We start from the raw sequence: 14,878 nt of genomic DNA on the forward strand, positions 1-14,878 counted from the left end.
TTCTGATAATTATTGCTCACGCGATTTTGCGATGCAGCGTATTTAACATGTAACGCAATCTCGCTTGCGTGTCGTCGCAGGCTGTCTAGAAGCACAATCGTCGCCACAGGGAGTTCATCATGGACGCATCGTCCACCACGGGTGCAGCGCACCAACCCGGCCGCGGCCGGATCTATGACTCGATCGTCGATGCTTTTGGCGACACGCCGATCGTGCGCTTGCGCCGGCTGCCGGGCATGCATGGCGTGAACGCGACCATTTTGGCAAAGCTTGAATATTTCAATCCCGCCGCAAGCGTGAAGGATCGCATCGGCGCGGCCATGATCATCGCCATGGAGAAGGCCGGAATCGTCAAGCCCGACACCGTGCTGATCGAACCGACCTCCGGCAATACCGGCATCGCACTGGCCTTCGTCGCGGCGTCGCGCGGCTATAGGCTCAAGCTGGTCATGCCGGAGTCGATGTCGATCGAACGCCGCAAGATGCTGGCCTTTCTGGGCGCGGAGCTGGTGCTGACACCGGCCGCGCAAGGCATGAAGGGCGCGATCGCGACGGCCGAAGAGCTGTTGAAGACGACGCCGAATTCGGTGATGCCGCAGCAGTTCAAGAATCTCGCCAATCCCGAGGTGCACCGCCGCACCACCGCGGAGGAGATCTGGAATGACACCGCCGGCAACATCGACTTCTTCGTCGCCGGCGTCGGCACCGGGGGCACCATCACCGGCGTCGGCCAGGTGCTGAAGCCGCGCAAGCCCTCGCTGCGCGTGGTTGCGGTCGAGCCGGAGGAGAGCCCGGTGCTGTCGGGTGGCCAGCACACGCCGCACAAGATCCAGGGCATCGGTGCGGGCTTCGTCCCTGACATTCTCGATCGCTCGGTGATCGACGAGATCGTCAAGGTCAACTCGACGACGGCGATCGAGACCTCGCGGGCACTGGCGCGGCATGAGGGCATTCCGGGCGGCATCTCCTCGGGCGCCGCGATTGCCGCGGCCGTCGAGATCGGCAAGCGACCCGAAGCTGCGGGAAAGACCATCCTGGCTATAGTGCCGTCCTTCTCCGAGCGGTATCTTTCGACGGCTCTGTTTGAGGGAATCTAGGACATGGCGGATCAACCACCGAGGCGGCCGCGGACGTTGGGCGACGCCAGGACGGAGGCCGAGGCGGCGTTCAAGAAGGTGACGGCGAAGGTCGCTGCGGCGCCGCCAAAGCAGAACGTGGCGCCGGGGGTCAAGGAGCAGGTCACGCTGCGGATCGACCAGGACGTGCTGGAGCATTTCCAGTCCGGCGGGCCCGGCTGGCAGGACCGCATCAACGAGGCGCTGCGAAAGGCCGCGGGGAAGTAGACGCCAAAGCTTTGGTTTATTCGTAACGAAAAAGCCCGGCGCGAGCCGGGCTTTTGTATCTGCGATTGGCCTCGCCTCAGCGGCGGAACATGCCGCCCATCATGCCGCCGACGACACCGCCGACGAAGGCTGCGCCGGCAGGATCGCCGCCGCTGCTGCGATGGGGAGCAGGTGCGGGCGCGCTGCTGGCCGCGGGGGCGGCGGCCCGGCGGGCTGCCTTCTGGCTGTTGTCGCTCGCGGTCGGCGGGCCGGCCACGACTTCCGAAAGCAGAGCCTTGTGCTGGAGCTTGTTCAGGTAGCCAGACGCGGGATAGCCGCGCGCCGCCTGCCAGCGCTTGAGCACCGACCGGGTCTCGTCGCCGAAGACGCCTGTCTGTTTGTTGTCGAAGCCGAGCCCGCCCAGGCGACGCTGAACGTCGCGGCGCTGGTTCTTGTCGAGTCCGATTTGGTCCTCGGTAAGCTGGGTGGCCTCTTCGGTGAAGGTCGCGGGATCGACGCCAGCGGTGAGGGTGCGCGTCGCGGTCGAGGGGCCGCTCTTGATGGCCGCGAGGCGTGCCAGCGCAAGCGCCTTGAACTGACCGTTCGGGTAGGCGGAGAGGTAAGCGTTGAGCTCTTCCGACTTATTGCTCTCCTTGACCGAACGCCAGTATTCGAGCTCGACACCGTCCGAGCTGCCGCCCGTCGCCATTGGCACGCTGCCAGCAGCCGTCGGTGCCGCATTGGCGACCTGCGTCGTCGGAGCCTGGTTGAGATAGACCGCGCCGGTCAAATTGGTGTGGCCCCAGGGCAGCTGCCCCTTGTGGGTCTCCTCGTTGACCTGGGCGCGGACCGACGTCATCGCCTGCTGGATCTCGACACCAGGCTTGGTGATGTTGTCGATGAGCGCACGGGTGAACGGGCTGTTGTTGCCCTCTTGGCCGTCGAGCGCGGTCTGGCCCGGGCCGGTGGCGAACGCGATCAGCGTGCCTTCGCCGGATTTCATCTCGGCAAGACCGCTCTGCACGTTGACGCTGCGGGTCGCGGAGTTCGATTTGATCTTGGCGGCAAACGGATTGTCGCGGCAGGCGTCAAGGAACACCAGCTTGACCTTGGCGTCGCCCATGGTCTGCTCGAGCGTCAGATCGATGTTGATGGCGGCACCGAGCTTGACGTCCATCTCCGACTTGATGTCGGCGTCGACAGGCAGAAGATAATTGGAGCCGCCGACCGCGATGCCGTGACCGGCATAATAGAACACTGCGACGTCGGAGCCCTGCGCCTTGCGGCCGAAGTCCAGCAGCTTCTCCGTCATCTGGTCGCGCGAGAGGTTCGAACCTTCGATCACCTCGAAGCCGACATTGCGCAGCGTTGCCGCCATCGCCTTGGCGTCGATCGGCGGGTTCGGCAATTGTGCGACGTTCTTGTAGGTGCCGTTGCCGACGACGAAAGCAACGCGGCGGTCGGCCTTCGCGGCACTGACCGACAGTGCCATGCACATCAGCGACGCGAGGAGGGTGAGAGTGCGCATCTGGAATCCCCAACAGAATCGAAATTGCAGGCAGCAACGAATTGGCACGAACTTACATGAAGTGCCCGCCTCGGCGCCACCAAAACGGCAGTTCGTCGCGTTCAACCCGCTGCTGTGTGGCAGAATGTGCACGATGGAATACCCTTCCAACGTGATCCAAATCACACGGCCACTTGGTTTTGTCGCGCGAGGCGGCGCGAGGTTCAGCGCGCGGGAGCAGGATCTGCCGGAGCTGGCTTTAGATTCAGGAGATTGCCGAACAGGATCAGCGCGGCGCCGACCACCGTCCAGGTGTCAAGCCGCTCCGAATACAGCAGCCAGCCAGCGGTCGCGGTCAATGGAACTCGCAGGAAGTCCATGGGAACAACGATGGTCGCATCCGCATAGCGCATCGCGCTGGCGAGGCAGTAGTGCGAAAACGTGCCGCAGACGCCGATCACGCCGACCCACGCCCAGACGTAGGCGGAGGGCCACGTCCAGACGAACAGCGTCGGAATGAAGCCTGCGACCGATTGCACCACCAGCATCCAGAACAGGATCGACAGCGCGCTTTCGGTGCGGGTCAGCGATTTGACGAGCACCATGGACACGCCAAAGCCCATGGCGGCGCCGAGTGCGATGAGTTGACCGGGATTGATCTCGCCGGTGGCGGGTCGGACGATGACGATCACACCGAAAAGGCCAAGCGCGATGGCGGCGATCTTCCACGGCGTCATGCGCTCGGAGAGAAGGCTCGCTGCGAGCAGCGCCGTCCAGATTGGCATGGTGAACTCGATTGCCACCACCTGGCCGATCGGGATCAGCGTCAGCGCGAAGAACCAGCCGAGCTGCGCAACATAGTGCACCAAATTGCGCCCGATGTGCTGCGGCAGGCGCGACGTCCTGAGCACTTTGAAGCCGCCGGCCCGATAGATGAACGGCGAAAGCAACAGGAATCCTAGCAGCGAACGCACTTCCATGATCTGAAATACATTCAGCTCGCGCGTGGTCTCGCGTCCGGCGACCGCCATGACCAGCATCAGCGACAGCCAGCCGGCCATCCACAGGGCAGCCATCGTTTTGGACGGTGTCGTGTTCATCGGCGCGGGTGTGAGAGGCGAGGTCTTGAGGGACGGCCGGTATCGGCGACATCCTCGCCGTTTGCAACGGTCAAATCTGCCGGTGCAGCGATGCAGGGCGCCGTGCTAAGGCATCAGTGAACAACGAGAACAATCGGGAGATCTTCGCTCATGCACATCTTGCAGCCGGCCGAGTGGAAAAAACCGCGCGGCTTTTCCCATGGTGTCGTGGTCGAGGGGCCGGGCCGCTGGGTGGTGCTGGCCGGGCAGACGGGCGGCGACGAGACCGGCAATTACGCGCCTGACATGGCAGCGCAGGTCGGGACCGCGCTGAAGCGGATCATCAAGCTCCTGGGCGAGGCCGGCGCCAGCCCCGAGCATATCGTCCGCCTGACCTGGTACCTGACCAGCCGCAGCGAATATGAGGCAGCCGGGGCCGGCATCGGCGCGGCCTGGAAGGAAACGCTGGGGCGCAATTTCCCGCCCTCGACCTTGCTCTACATCGGCGGCCTCGTGGATGACCGGGCCAAGGTCGAGATCGAGGTCACGGCGTTCGTGCCGGGCACATAAAAATCGACCCGGCGAGATCGCCGGGTCGATTGTCAATCTACTCGTATCGGCTTAGCGCGACAGCGAGATGTTGGCGCCGCGGAACTGGCTGTCGGCGCGCATCGTGACGTTCTGCTTGTTGCCGGACGTCTTCAGCGAAATGTTGGCGTTGAAGCCGGCAGTGGAGGCGAGCAGCTCATAGTTTCCGCCGGCCCCGCGACCCGAAAGGGAGCCGCTGATATTACGGCTGGCCTCGGACCAGCTGCCCGCGATGGCGCTGCCTTCAGCCTTGACGTTGGCGCCGAGGTTGAACTTGTAGGCGTCGCTGGCGCAGGTCAGAGACAACTCCATGGTCGGTCCGATCGGAGCGTATTTCGCCCGGCAGCGGATCCGTTCGGTCGAGCCGTCATCCAGGGTGACCGTGCCTGAGCCGCTCCAGCTGCCGGCCAGCGGGGCGAACGGGCCGGACTGGGCCTTGCTCTCGGAGTTTGCAATTCCGGCGGCAAACATAACGGCGGCCGCGATCAGCAGCCGCCGGCCCACACCGCTCGTCACGATTTTTCTATTGGCGCGATGCTTCCCACCGCCCGCTGCACGGTATGCCTGCAGATGCTCCATTCCACTTCCCCGATCCGGCGTTGCCGCTGAGTTGACCGTTGGCATATGCACCATTGATCGAAACTTTCACAAGTCCCCCGCTGCCGATGGTGCCGGAAACGTTAGCGCCGGGCGCGGTGATCTTGCCGTCGGCAACCGTCAGCAAGGAGCTCGCGGTCGGCTCGCAGGTGCCGCTCTTGGTGACGATGGTGACGTGCCAGTTGCCGTCATAGGGGGTCTGGGCAAAGGCGGGCGCGGCGAGGGTGGTAACTGAGGCGGCACAGAACGCCGCAATGCGAGCAAAACGCATAAAATCCATCCTTGAATTTGTCTGATATGCTGACCCTTATTCGGGCCAAATGTGACGGAAATTTGGTGCAGTGCCAAATCGAAAATTGTTCCTGTGGGAACAATGGTTTATTTGGGTTTCAAGCTGGGATTCTTGAAGCAAAATCAATGCCCCGTTACGTTAAGAGTAAACGTCAGGAGATCGACTCAGGATAAAGGGCCTCAGGAAAGACTTGGCGCTGAAGTCGCGAACTGCTCGTCTTGAGTCTTGGACGGCAGCGCCTTGTGGACCTTGGCATAGTCGATCACGTCGGCCAGCAATTTGAGCCCGAGCGGGGCGAGCGCGCGCTCCCACAGTTCCCGCGCCGTCTCGCCCTTCTTGACGAAGCACCACTCCTGGGCCGCAATGGCGCCAGCGTCCATGCGGTCGGCGAGGTGATAGATCGTGCCGCCGGCGATCGGATCGCCTTCCTTGATGGTCCATTCCACGGCCGCCTTGCCGCGGTGACGCGGCAGCAGCGAGGGATGATAGCCGATACCGCCCAGCTTCGCTGCCTCAAGCGCGTCCTTGCCGATCCGGGCGTGGCTGTGCGCGGTGACGATCAGATCGGTGTCGGGGGCGATCTCGGAGGCCACCACCAGTTTGGGATTGGCCTGGACCACGACGTCGATGCCCGCCGCCTTGGCTGTTGCGGCGAGACGATCCTCGGCGTCGGCCACCACGACGCGCACGATCGAGACACCATGCTCCCGGAGCATGTTCAGGGTGGTCACGCCGAAATGGCGGGAGCCGACAAGAGTAATGCGCATGGGTGTCCGATCCGTCTCGCAACTGCGTCATCTCCCGATAACACGTCCGGACGTCCTGTCACCACCCGCGCTGGGTTTGCGCCGGTTATCAACAACGCGCCGGGCGAGGCTGCGCGATGAATTCCGCGATTGCGGTGTCGGCCGGTCCGGTGCTTCCATGCGCATGGCATCGGCTCGGAGTGAACGCATGCGGAGCGCGTGGTTTGTCCTTCTCGCGGCCTTGGTTGCAACCACTTCGGCGCGCGCTGGCGGACCGCCCTATCCCGTGGTTCCGCCCGAGGTCGGGGTGGCGCCCTTCATCGGCCCGACCTGGGACACCTATCGCTGCGCGGAAGGGCCGGTCACCAATTTTTATCACGGCGCCTATTACGGCCAGGAGCCGCCGGCGCTCTATCGCGGCTACGCGTACCGGCCGCATTACCGCTACAGCGCCTACCGCAGGCTGCCGCGCAAATATTTCTGCGGCACAGACTAGCGTTGCCGCGCCGCCACGGTGGTGCGGCGAGTGCCGACGGCCGGTTCCTGTGTTTCGTTTTTAACAGAGAGACCCAGGATTTGCCGTTAGAACGTGGACCGACCGGGGCTGGCGACATTTCAACCCGCATCCGTTTTCGAACCCGGATTTGGCCGCTGGCGTGATCGCCAGCGGCTTTTTCATGCTCGGCCATCACGAAATCATCTGACGGTAACGTGATCTCAACCAGCTTGGCGTATCGACGAATCCGTCGCGGATTTGTATTGCGTACCGCGACACCGAGATTGTCGCGCCGGCGCGGGTGCGCCGTGCGGGCTTTTTCGCCGGGACCTATTTCATGCCGAGCGCGATTGAGCAGATCGTCGACGTCTATGTCCGGCTGAAGAACCGGCGCGGCCTCGACGAGCTGATGATGCACAGGCAACGGCTTGCAGTCGATCTGAAGAGCAGGTCCGGCTACGACTTCAGCCTGCCGATCGGCCAGATCGACGAGGAGATCGCGATCATCGAAGCCGGCCTCAGCCGGCTCAAGTCGGGCGATATCGCCGCGACGGACGACGGACGGCCAGTTTGACGTTCAGTCGCGCCGGCCACCGTCGATGACGGTGAACAACGGCCGCGCCTGGGTCGGCTCGACCAGCAATTCCTCCACCAGCGCGGCCGCCGCATCGACATATTTGCGCGTCGGCTTGTCGAGGGGACGCGTGGCCTCGTCGTCGAGCGCGACCTTGGCGGCCTCGACCAGCTTGCGCATTCGCGCCGCGTGGTCATCGCCCGCCGTCAGCGTCGCGCGGGCCAGCGAGCGCAGCACGAACAGCTCGCCCTCGAGGCGGAGCAGACGGTCGTTCAGCCTGGAGAGGACGGCGTTGAGGTCGGCCATGGCGCGCGTTCGCTGCGGAAGATGCATCCTGCTCTAGCGGCGATCGGTGAACGGAGTCCAAACGGCATCGGCGCAATTGCGGCGATCTCCCTCAAGTCTCGCTCCGCGCCAGATAGTCGCGTGCGAAGGCGAGATACCAGTCGAGACAGGCGGGATTGGCCATCGCCTCGCGGTTGATGACCTTCTCGACGGGCTGGCCGAGCAGCAGCTTCTTGATCGGCAGCTCCTGCTTCTTGCCCGAGAGCGTGCGGGGAATTTCGGCGACCGCAAAAATCTCGTTGGGCAGGAATCGGCGCGAGAGGCCGGCCTCGATCGCCTTGTTGATCTTCGCCTGCATCGCGCCGTCGAAGGCGACGCCTTCGCGCAGCACCACGAACAGGGGCATGTAGCTGTCACGGCCGAGATATTCGAGATCGACGACGAGGGAATCCAGCACCTCCGGCAAGGCCTCGATCGCGGAATAGAGTTCGCTCGTGCCCATGCGCAGGCCATGCCGGTTGATGGTGGCATCGCTGCGGCCATAGATGATGCAGGAGCCGTCCGGGTCGACCTTGAGCCAGTCGCCATGCCGCCACACCGGCCCACGGCCGGTGCCGTCGAAATTGTCCGGATAGGTCTCGAAATAGCTCGCGCGATAGCGCGCACCGCCCTTGTCGTTCCAGAAATAGAGCGGCATCGACGGCATCGGCTCGGTGCAGACGAGCTCGCCGACCTCGCCGATGACGGCGCGGCCCTGTTCGTCAAAGGCTTCCACGGCAGCACCCAGCAGACGGCACTGCATCGCGCCCGGCGTCTGCGGCAGTTCGCGATTGCCGCCAATGAACGCGCCGGCGAAATCGGTGCCGCCGGAGATGTTGGCCCACCAGATATCGGCCTGCGCCTTGCTGCCGTTGGTCTTCGACAGGCCAGCGAAGCGGTTGTTGAACCAGGCTTGGGTGTCGGCGCTCAGCGGAGAGCCGGTCGAGCCGAGACATCGAAGCTGTGAGAGATCACCGGCGGCGACGAGGTCGACCTCGGCCTTGGCGCAGTTGGCGAAGAACGCGGCGCCCGCGCCGAAGAAGGTCGCTTTCGACTGCGCGACGAAGCGCCACAGCGTGGTCCAGTCTGGTTTGTCCTTGGCGCCGCCGGGGCTGCCGTCGAAGATGCAGCAGGTGGTGCCGCTGAGCAGGCCGCCGACCTGGCTGTTCCACATGATCCAGCCCGTCGAAGAGTACCAGTGATAGCGCTCGCCGAACGAGTTCTCGTGGTAGGAGCAGCCAAGATCGTTGTGCAGGCCGAGCAGCGCCAGCACCACGATGATGATACCGCCATGGCCGTGCACGATTGGCTTCGGCAGGCCGGTGGTACCGCTGGAATAGACGATCCAGAGCGGATGATCGAACGGCAGCCAGGCCGGCTCGAACGCGTCGATCTCCGCGCCGGTTGTTGCGCTAATTTCGGAGAGCAGGGCGTCGGCCGCTGCGGGCGCGGCGGCCTCGCTGTGCAGGATGACGTGCTCGACCGTCGGCAGCGACCGCCGCAGCTCGGCGAGGACGTCTTTGCGATCGTGCCGGCGGCCGGCATAGGTGACGGCGTCGCAGGCAATCAGTACTTTCGGTTCGATCTGCTTGAAGCGGTCGATCACGGCGGGCGCGGCCATGTCGGGCGCGCACAGGCTCCAGATCGCGCCGATGCTGGCGCTCGCCAGGAATGCGATGATGGTCTCGGGGATGTTGGGCAGATAGGCGGCGACGCGGTCGCCGGGCTTGATGCCTTTTTCTTTCAGATGCAGCGCGAGCGCAGCCGCCTTGCGCCGCAGCTCCGGCCAGCTCGTCTCGCAAAGCCTGCCGTCCTCGCCACAGCTGACGATTGCGGGCAGGCCGGCGGCGTCAGCCGCGTCCACGTGGCGGAACACCTGCCGGGCATAGTTGACCTGCGCGCCGGGAAACCAGAGCGCGCCGGGCATCTTGCGCTCGGTGATCACGGCGGCAAACGGCGTCGGCGATTGCAGATCGTAATAGTCCCAGATGGCGTGCCAGAACCCGTCGAGATCGCGCACCGACCATTGCCGCATCTCCTCGTAGCTGTCGAAGTTGAGGCCGCGCTTCTCGGCGAGCCAGGTGCGGTAAAGGGCGATCTGGGGAACGAAGGGTGAGGTCATTGCGTGTCGGCTTCAGTTGCGGGGCGGAGAGTTTAACCGTTGCCGCAGAGTAGCAGAAGCCGCAGTTCGGGCAGGGGGCGTTGACGGGAGTAGCTGGTCTGGGTCCGGTGGAAGCAGTCTACCCGCCGGCTCCGGCCCAACGCCTTCCGAACACGGGTGGCTTGGTTTTCACCGCTTCCCAGCCGAAGAAATGATGTTTGCCGGACCATGTGTGCACCACGCCGCTGCAGATGCTGCACTTGAAGGTGCCGGAATGCGCTTCGGCGTGCTCCTCCCTTGTCGCCGTGTAGTTCATGCTGCAACCCGCGCAGGTGAATTCTTCGATCGTCCAGATGGTATTGGCCATTGCACCGAAGTGGTTTGAGGGACCTCGATGGAAGCGTAGGTGCACGCCTTTGCATCGACGTAAACCGGTCGGCCGAAATCCGGTTAATCACCGTTAGCCAAGCCGGCATCACGTCGCGCACCTTGCCGGCGCTCGCCCACGGCGCCGCCGCAAGATCAATCGCCGGTCCGGATGCTTCGCATGTCCCGGTCGATGCACATCTGAACGCGCCTGATGGCGAGCAACGGCAGCCTGCCTTGCACGCGCCCGGTGCGGGCCCTGTCGCCGACGGCATAGGCGTAGCGCCAATAGCCCGGTGCGCCGTTTGGCTTCAGCGAAAAGCGGATGCCGCGGTGAATTCCCGCGTGTGCGACGGGCTCTCTGGGGCGGCGTGCCATCGTCTCGGAATGCAGAATGGCCCGATGCGTTCCTAATCGCCGGCTCGTGCCGGCCCGGTCGTCTTGACGCCGGGTGCGCGGCTGGCAATAACGCGGGGCCGCGCAAGTGCCGGAACCCGCGTCAATGCCGCAAGGAAAGCCGTGCCCGTGAAAAGTCTGCGTCAGCTCCTGACGGGCGAGGACATCATCCAGCTCGTGATCCGCGTCGGCCTGCTCGGCCTGCTGATCATCTGGACCTTGCTGATCATCCGCCCCTTCGTGCCGATCCTTGCCTGGAGCGGCGTGCTCGCGGTCGCGTTCTACCCGGCCTTCAGCTGGGTCGCCAAGATCCTCGGCGGCCGGCCCAAGACCGCAGCGGCGATCCTGACCCTGATCACGCTCGGCATCGTCATCGGTCCTGCGACCTGGCTCGGTATCAGCGCAGTGGACGGAGTGCGCGAGCTGGCGCACCAGCTCGGCACCGGCGACCTCGCGCTTCAATCGGCGCCGGAGCAGCTCAAGTCGTGGCCGGTCGTTGGCCCCTGGTTATTCGACCTCTGGGAGCAGGCCTACAACAACATCCGCGCAGTGCTCCGCGAGGTGGCGCCGTATCTCCAGCCGCTGGCGGGACCGCTCTTGTCGCTCGCGGGCGATGCCGGCGTCGGCACGCTCCAGTTCCTGGTCTCGGTGTTCGTGGCCGGCTTCCTGTTTCCGCACGGGCCGCGGCTGGTTGCGGCCGGCCGCGGTTTCCTGTTTCGCATCGTGCCCGAACAGAGCGAGCATTTCCTGGGGCTCGCGGGCGCGACCATCCGCGCCGTGGCGCAAGGCGTGATCGGCGTCGCGATCGTGCAGGCATTGCTCGCCGGCATCGGCTTCAAGCTTGCCGCGGTGCCGAGCGCCGGCCTGCTCGCCTTCATTGTGCTGCTGCTCTCGATCGTGCAGATCGGCGCCTTCCTGGTGCTGCTGCCGGTGATCATCTGGATCTGGACCGCCAAGGACGTCACCACCGCGCTGCTGCTCACCGTGTTTCTCGTCCTCGTCGGTTTCCTCGACACCATGTTGAAGCCGCTGGTGATGGGGCGCGGCCTGACCACGCCGACCATCGTCATCTTCGTCGGCGTGATCGGTGGCACGCTCGCCCACGGCATCGTCGGCCTGTTCATCGGCCCGATCATCCTGTCGGTGGCCTGGGAGATGATGATGGCCTGGATCAGGACGGAGGACCGGGCAGAGGCGGGGGCAAGGGCGGGCACAGCGGCGGGCGAGGGCTGATCTGGCGCCTCGAACGGCGGGATCGGCCTGCCGGGTTTAATCAGATCTGACGGCCTTGGCCCGGGTGATCAAGATCCATCCGGAACTTGTCTATCCGACTAGACAAGTTACCATGGGCTCGACTCTATTTTCGATTACGGCGGACATGGCGAAGTCTTCCAAACTGGTTGCCGCCAAGCGCGGCAAGGTATTGTTGGTCAGACGCCGGTCGGACGGCCTGTGGATGTTTCCGGGCGGCCGCAAGCGCGCGCGCGAGTCCGACAAGGACTGCCTGCGGCGGGAGATCAAGGAAGAGCTGCCCAAGCTGAAGCTCGGCCGGATCAGCCTCTGGAAGGAAGTGACGGCCAGGAACAAGCGTTCCGGCCGCAAGATGAGCGACGCGATCTTCATCGCCAAGGGCGCCAAGGGCAGGCTCGCGATCGGCGACAAGCACGAGATCGACCGCGCCGTCTGGCAGAAGCCGCGCGGCATCCGCCTAACGCCGACCTCGCGCTATATCCGCGACCGCCTGTTTCCGCGGAAGCGCGGGTGAGCTAGGCCTCCTCGTCGTCCTCCGACGAGAGCTGTATCCGTCCGGTGTGGGCCCGCGAAAAATTGGCGCGCGGTTGCGGCGCGGACATTCTGGCCATTTCGGCTTCGCGCTGCTCCTTGCGAGCCTTGCGCGCGCGCTTCATGGCCTGCTTGACCTGAGGGTTCGGTGAATCCTCCGCGAAGAACAGCACCACCTCGCAGCTCGGACATTGCCTGGAATGGCCGTCCTGCAACCGTCCCGCGCGGTCGCGGAATACGGTCTTGCAGCGCGTGCACTGAATCTGGACGAAACTCATGCGCGGTCGATCGACAATGACTGATGAAAATGGATCGTCAGGTGATCCCAAATGTCTGAAGAAAGCTTGAACGCGTCGGCGACTTCAAGCCGCTCGATCAGGCGCTATTGCTTGGCCGCCATCGTGTCCAGGCAATGGTTGAGATAGACGGTGCGATCCCTGGGCAGCACCTTCTCGAGATCCGCCTTCAGCGCGCATTCGCGCTGCCGCATCTGCTCGGCCCGCCGCTTCTCGGCCGCCTCGCGATATTCGGGAGCAACCTTGTTGGGATCGACGAGAGCCTGCGAGCGGGCGGGAGCCGTCACGGCGAGTGCAATGGCGGTGATGATCATGAACTGTTTCAAATGAGCCTCCGTAAAAGGCTCATCCTAGCGCTCGGGCGGCGAGGGCTCAAACGGCAAGTTCGCCGAGACGCCCGGCAGCCCAGTTGATTCAACTACCTGAAGTTGGGACTCGTGACGTCCATCAGGGACGTGGTCGATCTTGTGGCTGAGATGCCCGGTGTCGTGATCGCGCCGCAACTGGCTGAGCGATGTCTCGTTCAGCTGATGCAAGACCTCGCTGAGTTCAGTCGTATCCGGATAACCGGCAGCAAAACCCTTGCCGTAGATCTTGCGCAACGTACCGACCAGCGTGTTGCCGTGCTTCTTGCTGATCGCGCCATCCTTGTCGCGGTGGCGATGATCCAGGCCCGTGTCCTTCATGGCTTTCTCCCTGAGCGGCGTCTGCGCGCCTGGAGAGAGCGTGCTCCCAAACGAGTTGATTGGCAACGGCACGGCGCGCGGCAGTTGAGCCTCGTCAAGATGTGGAAAGATCGAAGGCCGTGTGAAGCAGTTCACAAGCGATGGTCGAGATCGCTGCTACGAAGGCCTCATTGCTTGACCAAATGATATTTTGAAAACGCCCCAGCGCTCCACCAGGCGCTGGGGTTTTCACGTCTATCACCGCAACGGCCAGACCGCGCGGCGCGCGATCGGTCGGGTGCTTTTCGAATGATGCCGAAGGCGGGCGACTACGCGGCTTGCTCCTCGAACGAGGTGTAGACCTGGCCACCCGGACCAATCACCTGAACGCCCCAGCATCCGTCGGCGATGAGCTCCTTGGCCTTCTTGAGGGCGGCGGCGAGTGACAGCCGCTTGAGGCTGACGATTCCTGCCGTGTCGAAACCGCTGATTTCAAACATGCCGCTCCTCCCTGTTTTGTCGAATCCTACACTTTTTGAGCGGGTTGTCTCGCGGCTTTTGGGACAGGGGCCCGGCGCACGAGCAGGCGATGGCCAAAATCGCCAAAACAACCCCATGCACAGTAGCTAAGTCCCGCTGGCGCAACGCTTTCTTTTTGGCACATGGCGGTCCTGCATCCGGCGGAGACGCCGGTTGACGCGTCGGGCAAAACAGGGGTAGTCTGCCAACTTCGGAAAATCCGCTTCGGACCAGGGCGGCTTCCCGGGATCGGGAGGAGCTCGCGCACCGGCCTGCCTGTCATGACCCTCGCACGACCCCGTAGTCGGCCGGGATGGCCGGGGTCTGCAGCAGGCCGCGGCCGCTAACGTGGAATTAAGCTGAAAAGCCCACAATTTTAGACAGTTGTAGATGGGTGCTGCGTAAGGGAGCTGTCGCGAGGACGTTCCGGCGACGGCTTCCTGTTGCTCGCTCATTTGGGGTCAATGCCATGACCGCGACTTTCGAAACGCAAGGCCTTGTCGAACAGCTCGACCCTGCAGCACTGGCTGCGGCCATCGCCGCCGGCGAACCCGCAAGCTTGGACGCGCCAGAACCGATCAAGCGGTCCGGCCGGACGTCGGTCATGGCGCTGTCGGTGTGTGCCCTGGCCATCAACGGCGCGGCGGCGATCTACACATGGCCGTCCGGCCTGCCATCGCTGAATCTGAGCAGCCTGGCTGATCTGCTCCCGCGCCAAGAGGCTTCAGCGCCAAAGCCGGATCCGGTTGTCGCGGCCTTGAAGGATATTCAGTCGACCCAGCAGCAACACACGGCTTCGCTGCAGGAGAGCAATCAGGCCTTGCAACAAAACGCGGCTGTGCTGCAGGCGGATTCGATGGTGCTGCTTTCGCTCCGGCAGAGCATCACGGATGAACGGGTCGATGTGAGGAAGGTATCTTCGCAGCTGTCCACGCTGATTGCGAAGATCGACTCGCTGCAAAATGCCATGATGTCGGACGTCACGTCCTCCGTTCGAAGAGCGCATGCGCGCTATGGACTGTCCGCAGCGATGCGCAAGCGGATCGTTCGGCAGTCGAAATCTGCAGGTCCCGTTTCAGTTGGAGGAGCGCCGTTGAGCGCGCCTGCCACAGTTTCGGGCCCGGAGAGCTGAAGATAGGGTCAGGCAGGTGATCTGAGACTTTGTCCGCGCTCACTTGGCGGGCTAACGTGAGCGCGGCTTTTTACCCGACTTGGAACTACGGAATGC

Annotated in this window: 20 protein-coding genes and 1 pseudogene; 8 read left to right on the forward strand and 13 right to left on the reverse strand. The window is 63.9% G+C overall.

The genetic code is table 11. The features are described from left to right. Window positions 1–119 precede the first annotated feature (119 nt). A complete protein-coding gene (cysK, locus tag IVB54_RS19450) occupies window positions 120–1,097 on the forward strand; it encodes a cysteine synthase A (protein ID WP_018457976.1) in 978 nt (325 codons plus the stop codon). A gap of 3 nt (window positions 1,098–1,100) precedes the next feature. After that, complete coding sequence (locus IVB54_RS19455; RefSeq protein ID WP_007610629.1) at window positions 1,101–1,343, forward strand: BrnA antitoxin family protein; 243 nt, start codon at window positions 1,101–1,103, stop codon at window positions 1,341–1,343. Between the two features lie 76 nt (window positions 1,344–1,419). Here the strand turns inward: IVB54_RS19455 and IVB54_RS19460 are convergent, their stop codons facing one another. Together IVB54_RS19460 and IVB54_RS19465 are read right to left on the reverse strand one after the other, a co-directional pair. Continuing rightward, a complete protein-coding gene (locus tag IVB54_RS19460; RefSeq protein WP_018457974.1) occupies window positions 1,420–2,850 on the reverse strand; it encodes a caspase family protein in 1,431 nt (476 codons plus the stop codon). A 203-nt stretch (window positions 2,851–3,053) separates the two neighbouring features. Continuing rightward, window positions 3,054–3,929 (reverse strand): DMT family transporter, encoded by an 876-nt coding sequence (locus IVB54_RS19465; RefSeq protein WP_085353150.1) that lies wholly within the window; start codon window positions 3,927–3,929, stop codon window positions 3,054–3,056. A gap of 150 nt (window positions 3,930–4,079) precedes the next feature. On the opposite strand from IVB54_RS19465, the gene IVB54_RS19470 reads away from it, so the two are divergent. Further along, complete coding sequence (locus IVB54_RS19470) at window positions 4,080–4,478, forward strand: RidA family protein (protein WP_018457972.1); 399 nt, start codon at window positions 4,080–4,082, stop codon at window positions 4,476–4,478. 51 nt (window positions 4,479–4,529) lie between these two features. Here the strand turns inward: IVB54_RS19470 and IVB54_RS19475 are convergent, their stop codons facing one another. The 3 genes from IVB54_RS19475 to IVB54_RS19485 form a co-directional block, all read right to left on the reverse strand. Continuing rightward, complete coding sequence (locus IVB54_RS19475) at window positions 4,530–5,075, reverse strand: hypothetical protein (protein ID WP_026233473.1); 546 nt, start codon at window positions 5,073–5,075, stop codon at window positions 4,530–4,532. Further along, on the reverse strand, window positions 5,020–5,364 hold the full coding sequence (locus tag IVB54_RS19480) for a hypothetical protein (RefSeq protein ID WP_018457970.1): 345 nt from the start codon (window positions 5,362–5,364) through the stop codon (window positions 5,020–5,022). Before IVB54_RS19480 ends, IVB54_RS19475 begins: the two co-directional genes overlap by 56 nt. 200 nt (window positions 5,365–5,564) lie before the next feature. Continuing rightward, window positions 5,565–6,152: a formyltransferase family protein gene (locus tag IVB54_RS19485; RefSeq protein WP_018457969.1), complete on the reverse strand. Its 588-nt coding sequence runs from the start codon at window positions 6,150–6,152 to the stop codon at window positions 5,565–5,567. Window positions 6,153–6,339: 187 nt separating this feature from the next. Here IVB54_RS19485 and IVB54_RS19490 point away from each other — a divergent pair, with 187 nt between their 5' ends. Both IVB54_RS19490 and IVB54_RS19495 read left to right on the forward strand, forming a co-directional pair. Further along, window positions 6,340–6,627, forward strand: coding sequence for a hypothetical protein (locus IVB54_RS19490; RefSeq protein ID WP_018457968.1), 288 nt, complete (start codon window positions 6,340–6,342; stop codon window positions 6,625–6,627). A 337-nt stretch (window positions 6,628–6,964) separates the two neighbouring features. Beyond that, entirely contained in the window at window positions 6,965–7,201 is a 237-nt protein-coding gene (locus tag IVB54_RS19495) for a hypothetical protein (RefSeq protein WP_026233472.1), read from the forward strand. Between the two features lie 3 nt (window positions 7,202–7,204). On the opposite strand, the gene IVB54_RS19500 is transcribed toward IVB54_RS19495, so the two are convergent. The 4 genes from IVB54_RS19500 to IVB54_RS19515 all read right to left on the reverse strand — a co-directional run bounded on the left by IVB54_RS19500 (window position 7,205) and on the right by IVB54_RS19515 (window position 10,370). Next, a complete protein-coding gene (locus tag IVB54_RS19500; protein WP_026233471.1) occupies window positions 7,205–7,507 on the reverse strand; it encodes a hypothetical protein in 303 nt (100 codons plus the stop codon). Window positions 7,508–7,598: 91 nt separating this feature from the next. After that, entirely contained in the window at window positions 7,599–9,647 is a 2,049-nt protein-coding gene (locus IVB54_RS19505; protein ID WP_018457965.1) for an acetoacetate--CoA ligase, read from the reverse strand. Window positions 9,648–9,765: 118 nt separating this feature from the next. Next, window positions 9,766–9,993 carry a hypothetical protein gene (locus IVB54_RS19510; protein ID WP_018457964.1) on the reverse strand — a complete coding sequence of 76 codons (228 nt, stop codon included), beginning with the start codon at window positions 9,991–9,993 and terminating at the stop codon, window positions 9,766–9,768. Between the two features lie 155 nt (window positions 9,994–10,148). Beyond that, a complete protein-coding gene (locus IVB54_RS19515; protein WP_018457963.1) occupies window positions 10,149–10,370 on the reverse strand; it encodes a hypothetical protein in 222 nt (73 codons plus the stop codon). A 141-nt stretch (window positions 10,371–10,511) separates the two neighbouring features. On the opposite strand from IVB54_RS19515, the gene IVB54_RS19520 reads away from it, so the two are divergent. After that, window positions 10,512–11,621 (forward strand): AI-2E family transporter, encoded by a 1,110-nt coding sequence (locus IVB54_RS19520; RefSeq protein WP_026233470.1) that lies wholly within the window; start codon window positions 10,512–10,514, stop codon window positions 11,619–11,621. A gap of 145 nt (window positions 11,622–11,766) precedes the next feature. Then, the gene (locus IVB54_RS19525) at window positions 11,767–12,153 is read left to right on the forward strand and encodes an NUDIX hydrolase (protein ID WP_026233469.1); all 387 of its coding nucleotides are present in this window, start codon (window positions 11,767–11,769) and stop codon (window positions 12,151–12,153) included. Window position 12,154: 1 nt separating this feature from the next. Here the strand turns inward: IVB54_RS19525 and IVB54_RS19530 are convergent, their stop codons facing one another. From IVB54_RS19530 to IVB54_RS19545, 4 genes and pseudogenes are all read right to left on the reverse strand, one after another. Beyond that, window positions 12,155–12,448 (reverse strand): Zn-ribbon domain-containing protein, encoded by a 294-nt coding sequence (locus tag IVB54_RS19530; protein ID WP_247777451.1) that lies wholly within the window; start codon window positions 12,446–12,448, stop codon window positions 12,155–12,157. Window positions 12,449–12,552: 104 nt separating this feature from the next. Further along, window positions 12,553–12,792, reverse strand: a complete 240-nt coding sequence (locus IVB54_RS19535) for a hypothetical protein (protein WP_026233468.1) — start codon at window positions 12,790–12,792, stop codon at window positions 12,553–12,555. 129 nt (window positions 12,793–12,921) lie between these two features. Further along, window positions 12,922–13,152: pseudogene (locus IVB54_RS19540) on the reverse strand (hypothetical protein); the annotation flags it as partial. A 308-nt stretch (window positions 13,153–13,460) separates the two neighbouring features. Further along, a complete protein-coding gene (locus IVB54_RS19545; protein ID WP_018457957.1) occupies window positions 13,461–13,631 on the reverse strand; it encodes a hypothetical protein in 171 nt (56 codons plus the stop codon). Window positions 13,632–14,119: 488 nt separating this feature from the next. Between IVB54_RS19545 and IVB54_RS19550 the strand changes: the two genes are divergently transcribed. Beyond that, window positions 14,120–14,782 (forward strand): hypothetical protein, encoded by a 663-nt coding sequence (locus tag IVB54_RS19550; protein WP_247777452.1) that lies wholly within the window; start codon window positions 14,120–14,122, stop codon window positions 14,780–14,782. The last annotated feature ends 96 nt before the right edge of the window (window positions 14,783–14,878 follow it).

The organism is Bradyrhizobium sp. CW1 (assembly GCF_023100665.1).
In the GTDB taxonomy this organism is placed as follows: domain Bacteria; phylum Pseudomonadota; class Alphaproteobacteria; order Rhizobiales; family Xanthobacteraceae; genus Bradyrhizobium; species Bradyrhizobium canariense_D.

Bases quoted from the DNA above. Each gene is read 5' to 3' on its own strand.
- cysK (WP_018457976.1), top strand. From the start codon at position 120: ATGGACGCATCGTCCACCACGGGTGCAGCGCACCAACCCGGCCGCGGC.
- IVB54_RS19455 (WP_007610629.1), top strand. From the start codon at position 1,101: ATGGCGGATCAACCACCGAGGCGGCCGCGGACGTTGGGCGACGCCAGG.
- IVB54_RS19460 (WP_018457974.1), bottom strand. From the start codon at position 2,850: ATGCGCACTCTCACCCTCCTCGCGTCGCTGATGTGCATGGCACTGTCG.
- IVB54_RS19465 (WP_085353150.1), bottom strand. From the start codon at position 3,929: ATGAACACGACACCGTCCAAAACGATGGCTGCCCTGTGGATGGCCGGC.
- IVB54_RS19470 (WP_018457972.1), top strand. From the start codon at position 4,080: ATGCACATCTTGCAGCCGGCCGAGTGGAAAAAACCGCGCGGCTTTTCC.
- IVB54_RS19475 (WP_026233473.1), bottom strand. From the start codon at position 5,075: ATGGAGCATCTGCAGGCATACCGTGCAGCGGGCGGTGGGAAGCATCGC.
- IVB54_RS19480 (WP_018457970.1), bottom strand. From the start codon at position 5,364: ATGCGTTTTGCTCGCATTGCGGCGTTCTGTGCCGCCTCAGTTACCACC.
- IVB54_RS19485 (WP_018457969.1), bottom strand. From the start codon at position 6,152: ATGCGCATTACTCTTGTCGGCTCCCGCCATTTCGGCGTGACCACCCTG.
- IVB54_RS19490 (WP_018457968.1), top strand. From the start codon at position 6,340: ATGCGGAGCGCGTGGTTTGTCCTTCTCGCGGCCTTGGTTGCAACCACT.
- IVB54_RS19495 (WP_026233472.1), top strand. From the start codon at position 6,965: ATGCCGAGCGCGATTGAGCAGATCGTCGACGTCTATGTCCGGCTGAAG.
- IVB54_RS19500 (WP_026233471.1), bottom strand. From the start codon at position 7,507: ATGGCCGACCTCAACGCCGTCCTCTCCAGGCTGAACGACCGTCTGCTC.
- IVB54_RS19505 (WP_018457965.1), bottom strand. From the start codon at position 9,647: ATGACCTCACCCTTCGTTCCCCAGATCGCCCTTTACCGCACCTGGCTC.
- IVB54_RS19510 (WP_018457964.1), bottom strand. From the start codon at position 9,993: ATGGCCAATACCATCTGGACGATCGAAGAATTCACCTGCGCGGGTTGC.
- IVB54_RS19515 (WP_018457963.1), bottom strand. From the start codon at position 10,370: ATGGCACGCCGCCCCAGAGAGCCCGTCGCACACGCGGGAATTCACCGC.
- IVB54_RS19525 (WP_026233469.1), top strand. From the start codon at position 11,767: ATGGCGAAGTCTTCCAAACTGGTTGCCGCCAAGCGCGGCAAGGTATTG.
- IVB54_RS19530 (WP_247777451.1), bottom strand. From the start codon at position 12,448: ATGAGTTTCGTCCAGATTCAGTGCACGCGCTGCAAGACCGTATTCCGC.
- IVB54_RS19545 (WP_018457957.1), bottom strand. From the start codon at position 13,631: ATGTTTGAAATCAGCGGTTTCGACACGGCAGGAATCGTCAGCCTCAAG.
- IVB54_RS19550 (WP_247777452.1), top strand. From the start codon at position 14,120: ATGACCGCGACTTTCGAAACGCAAGGCCTTGTCGAACAGCTCGACCCT.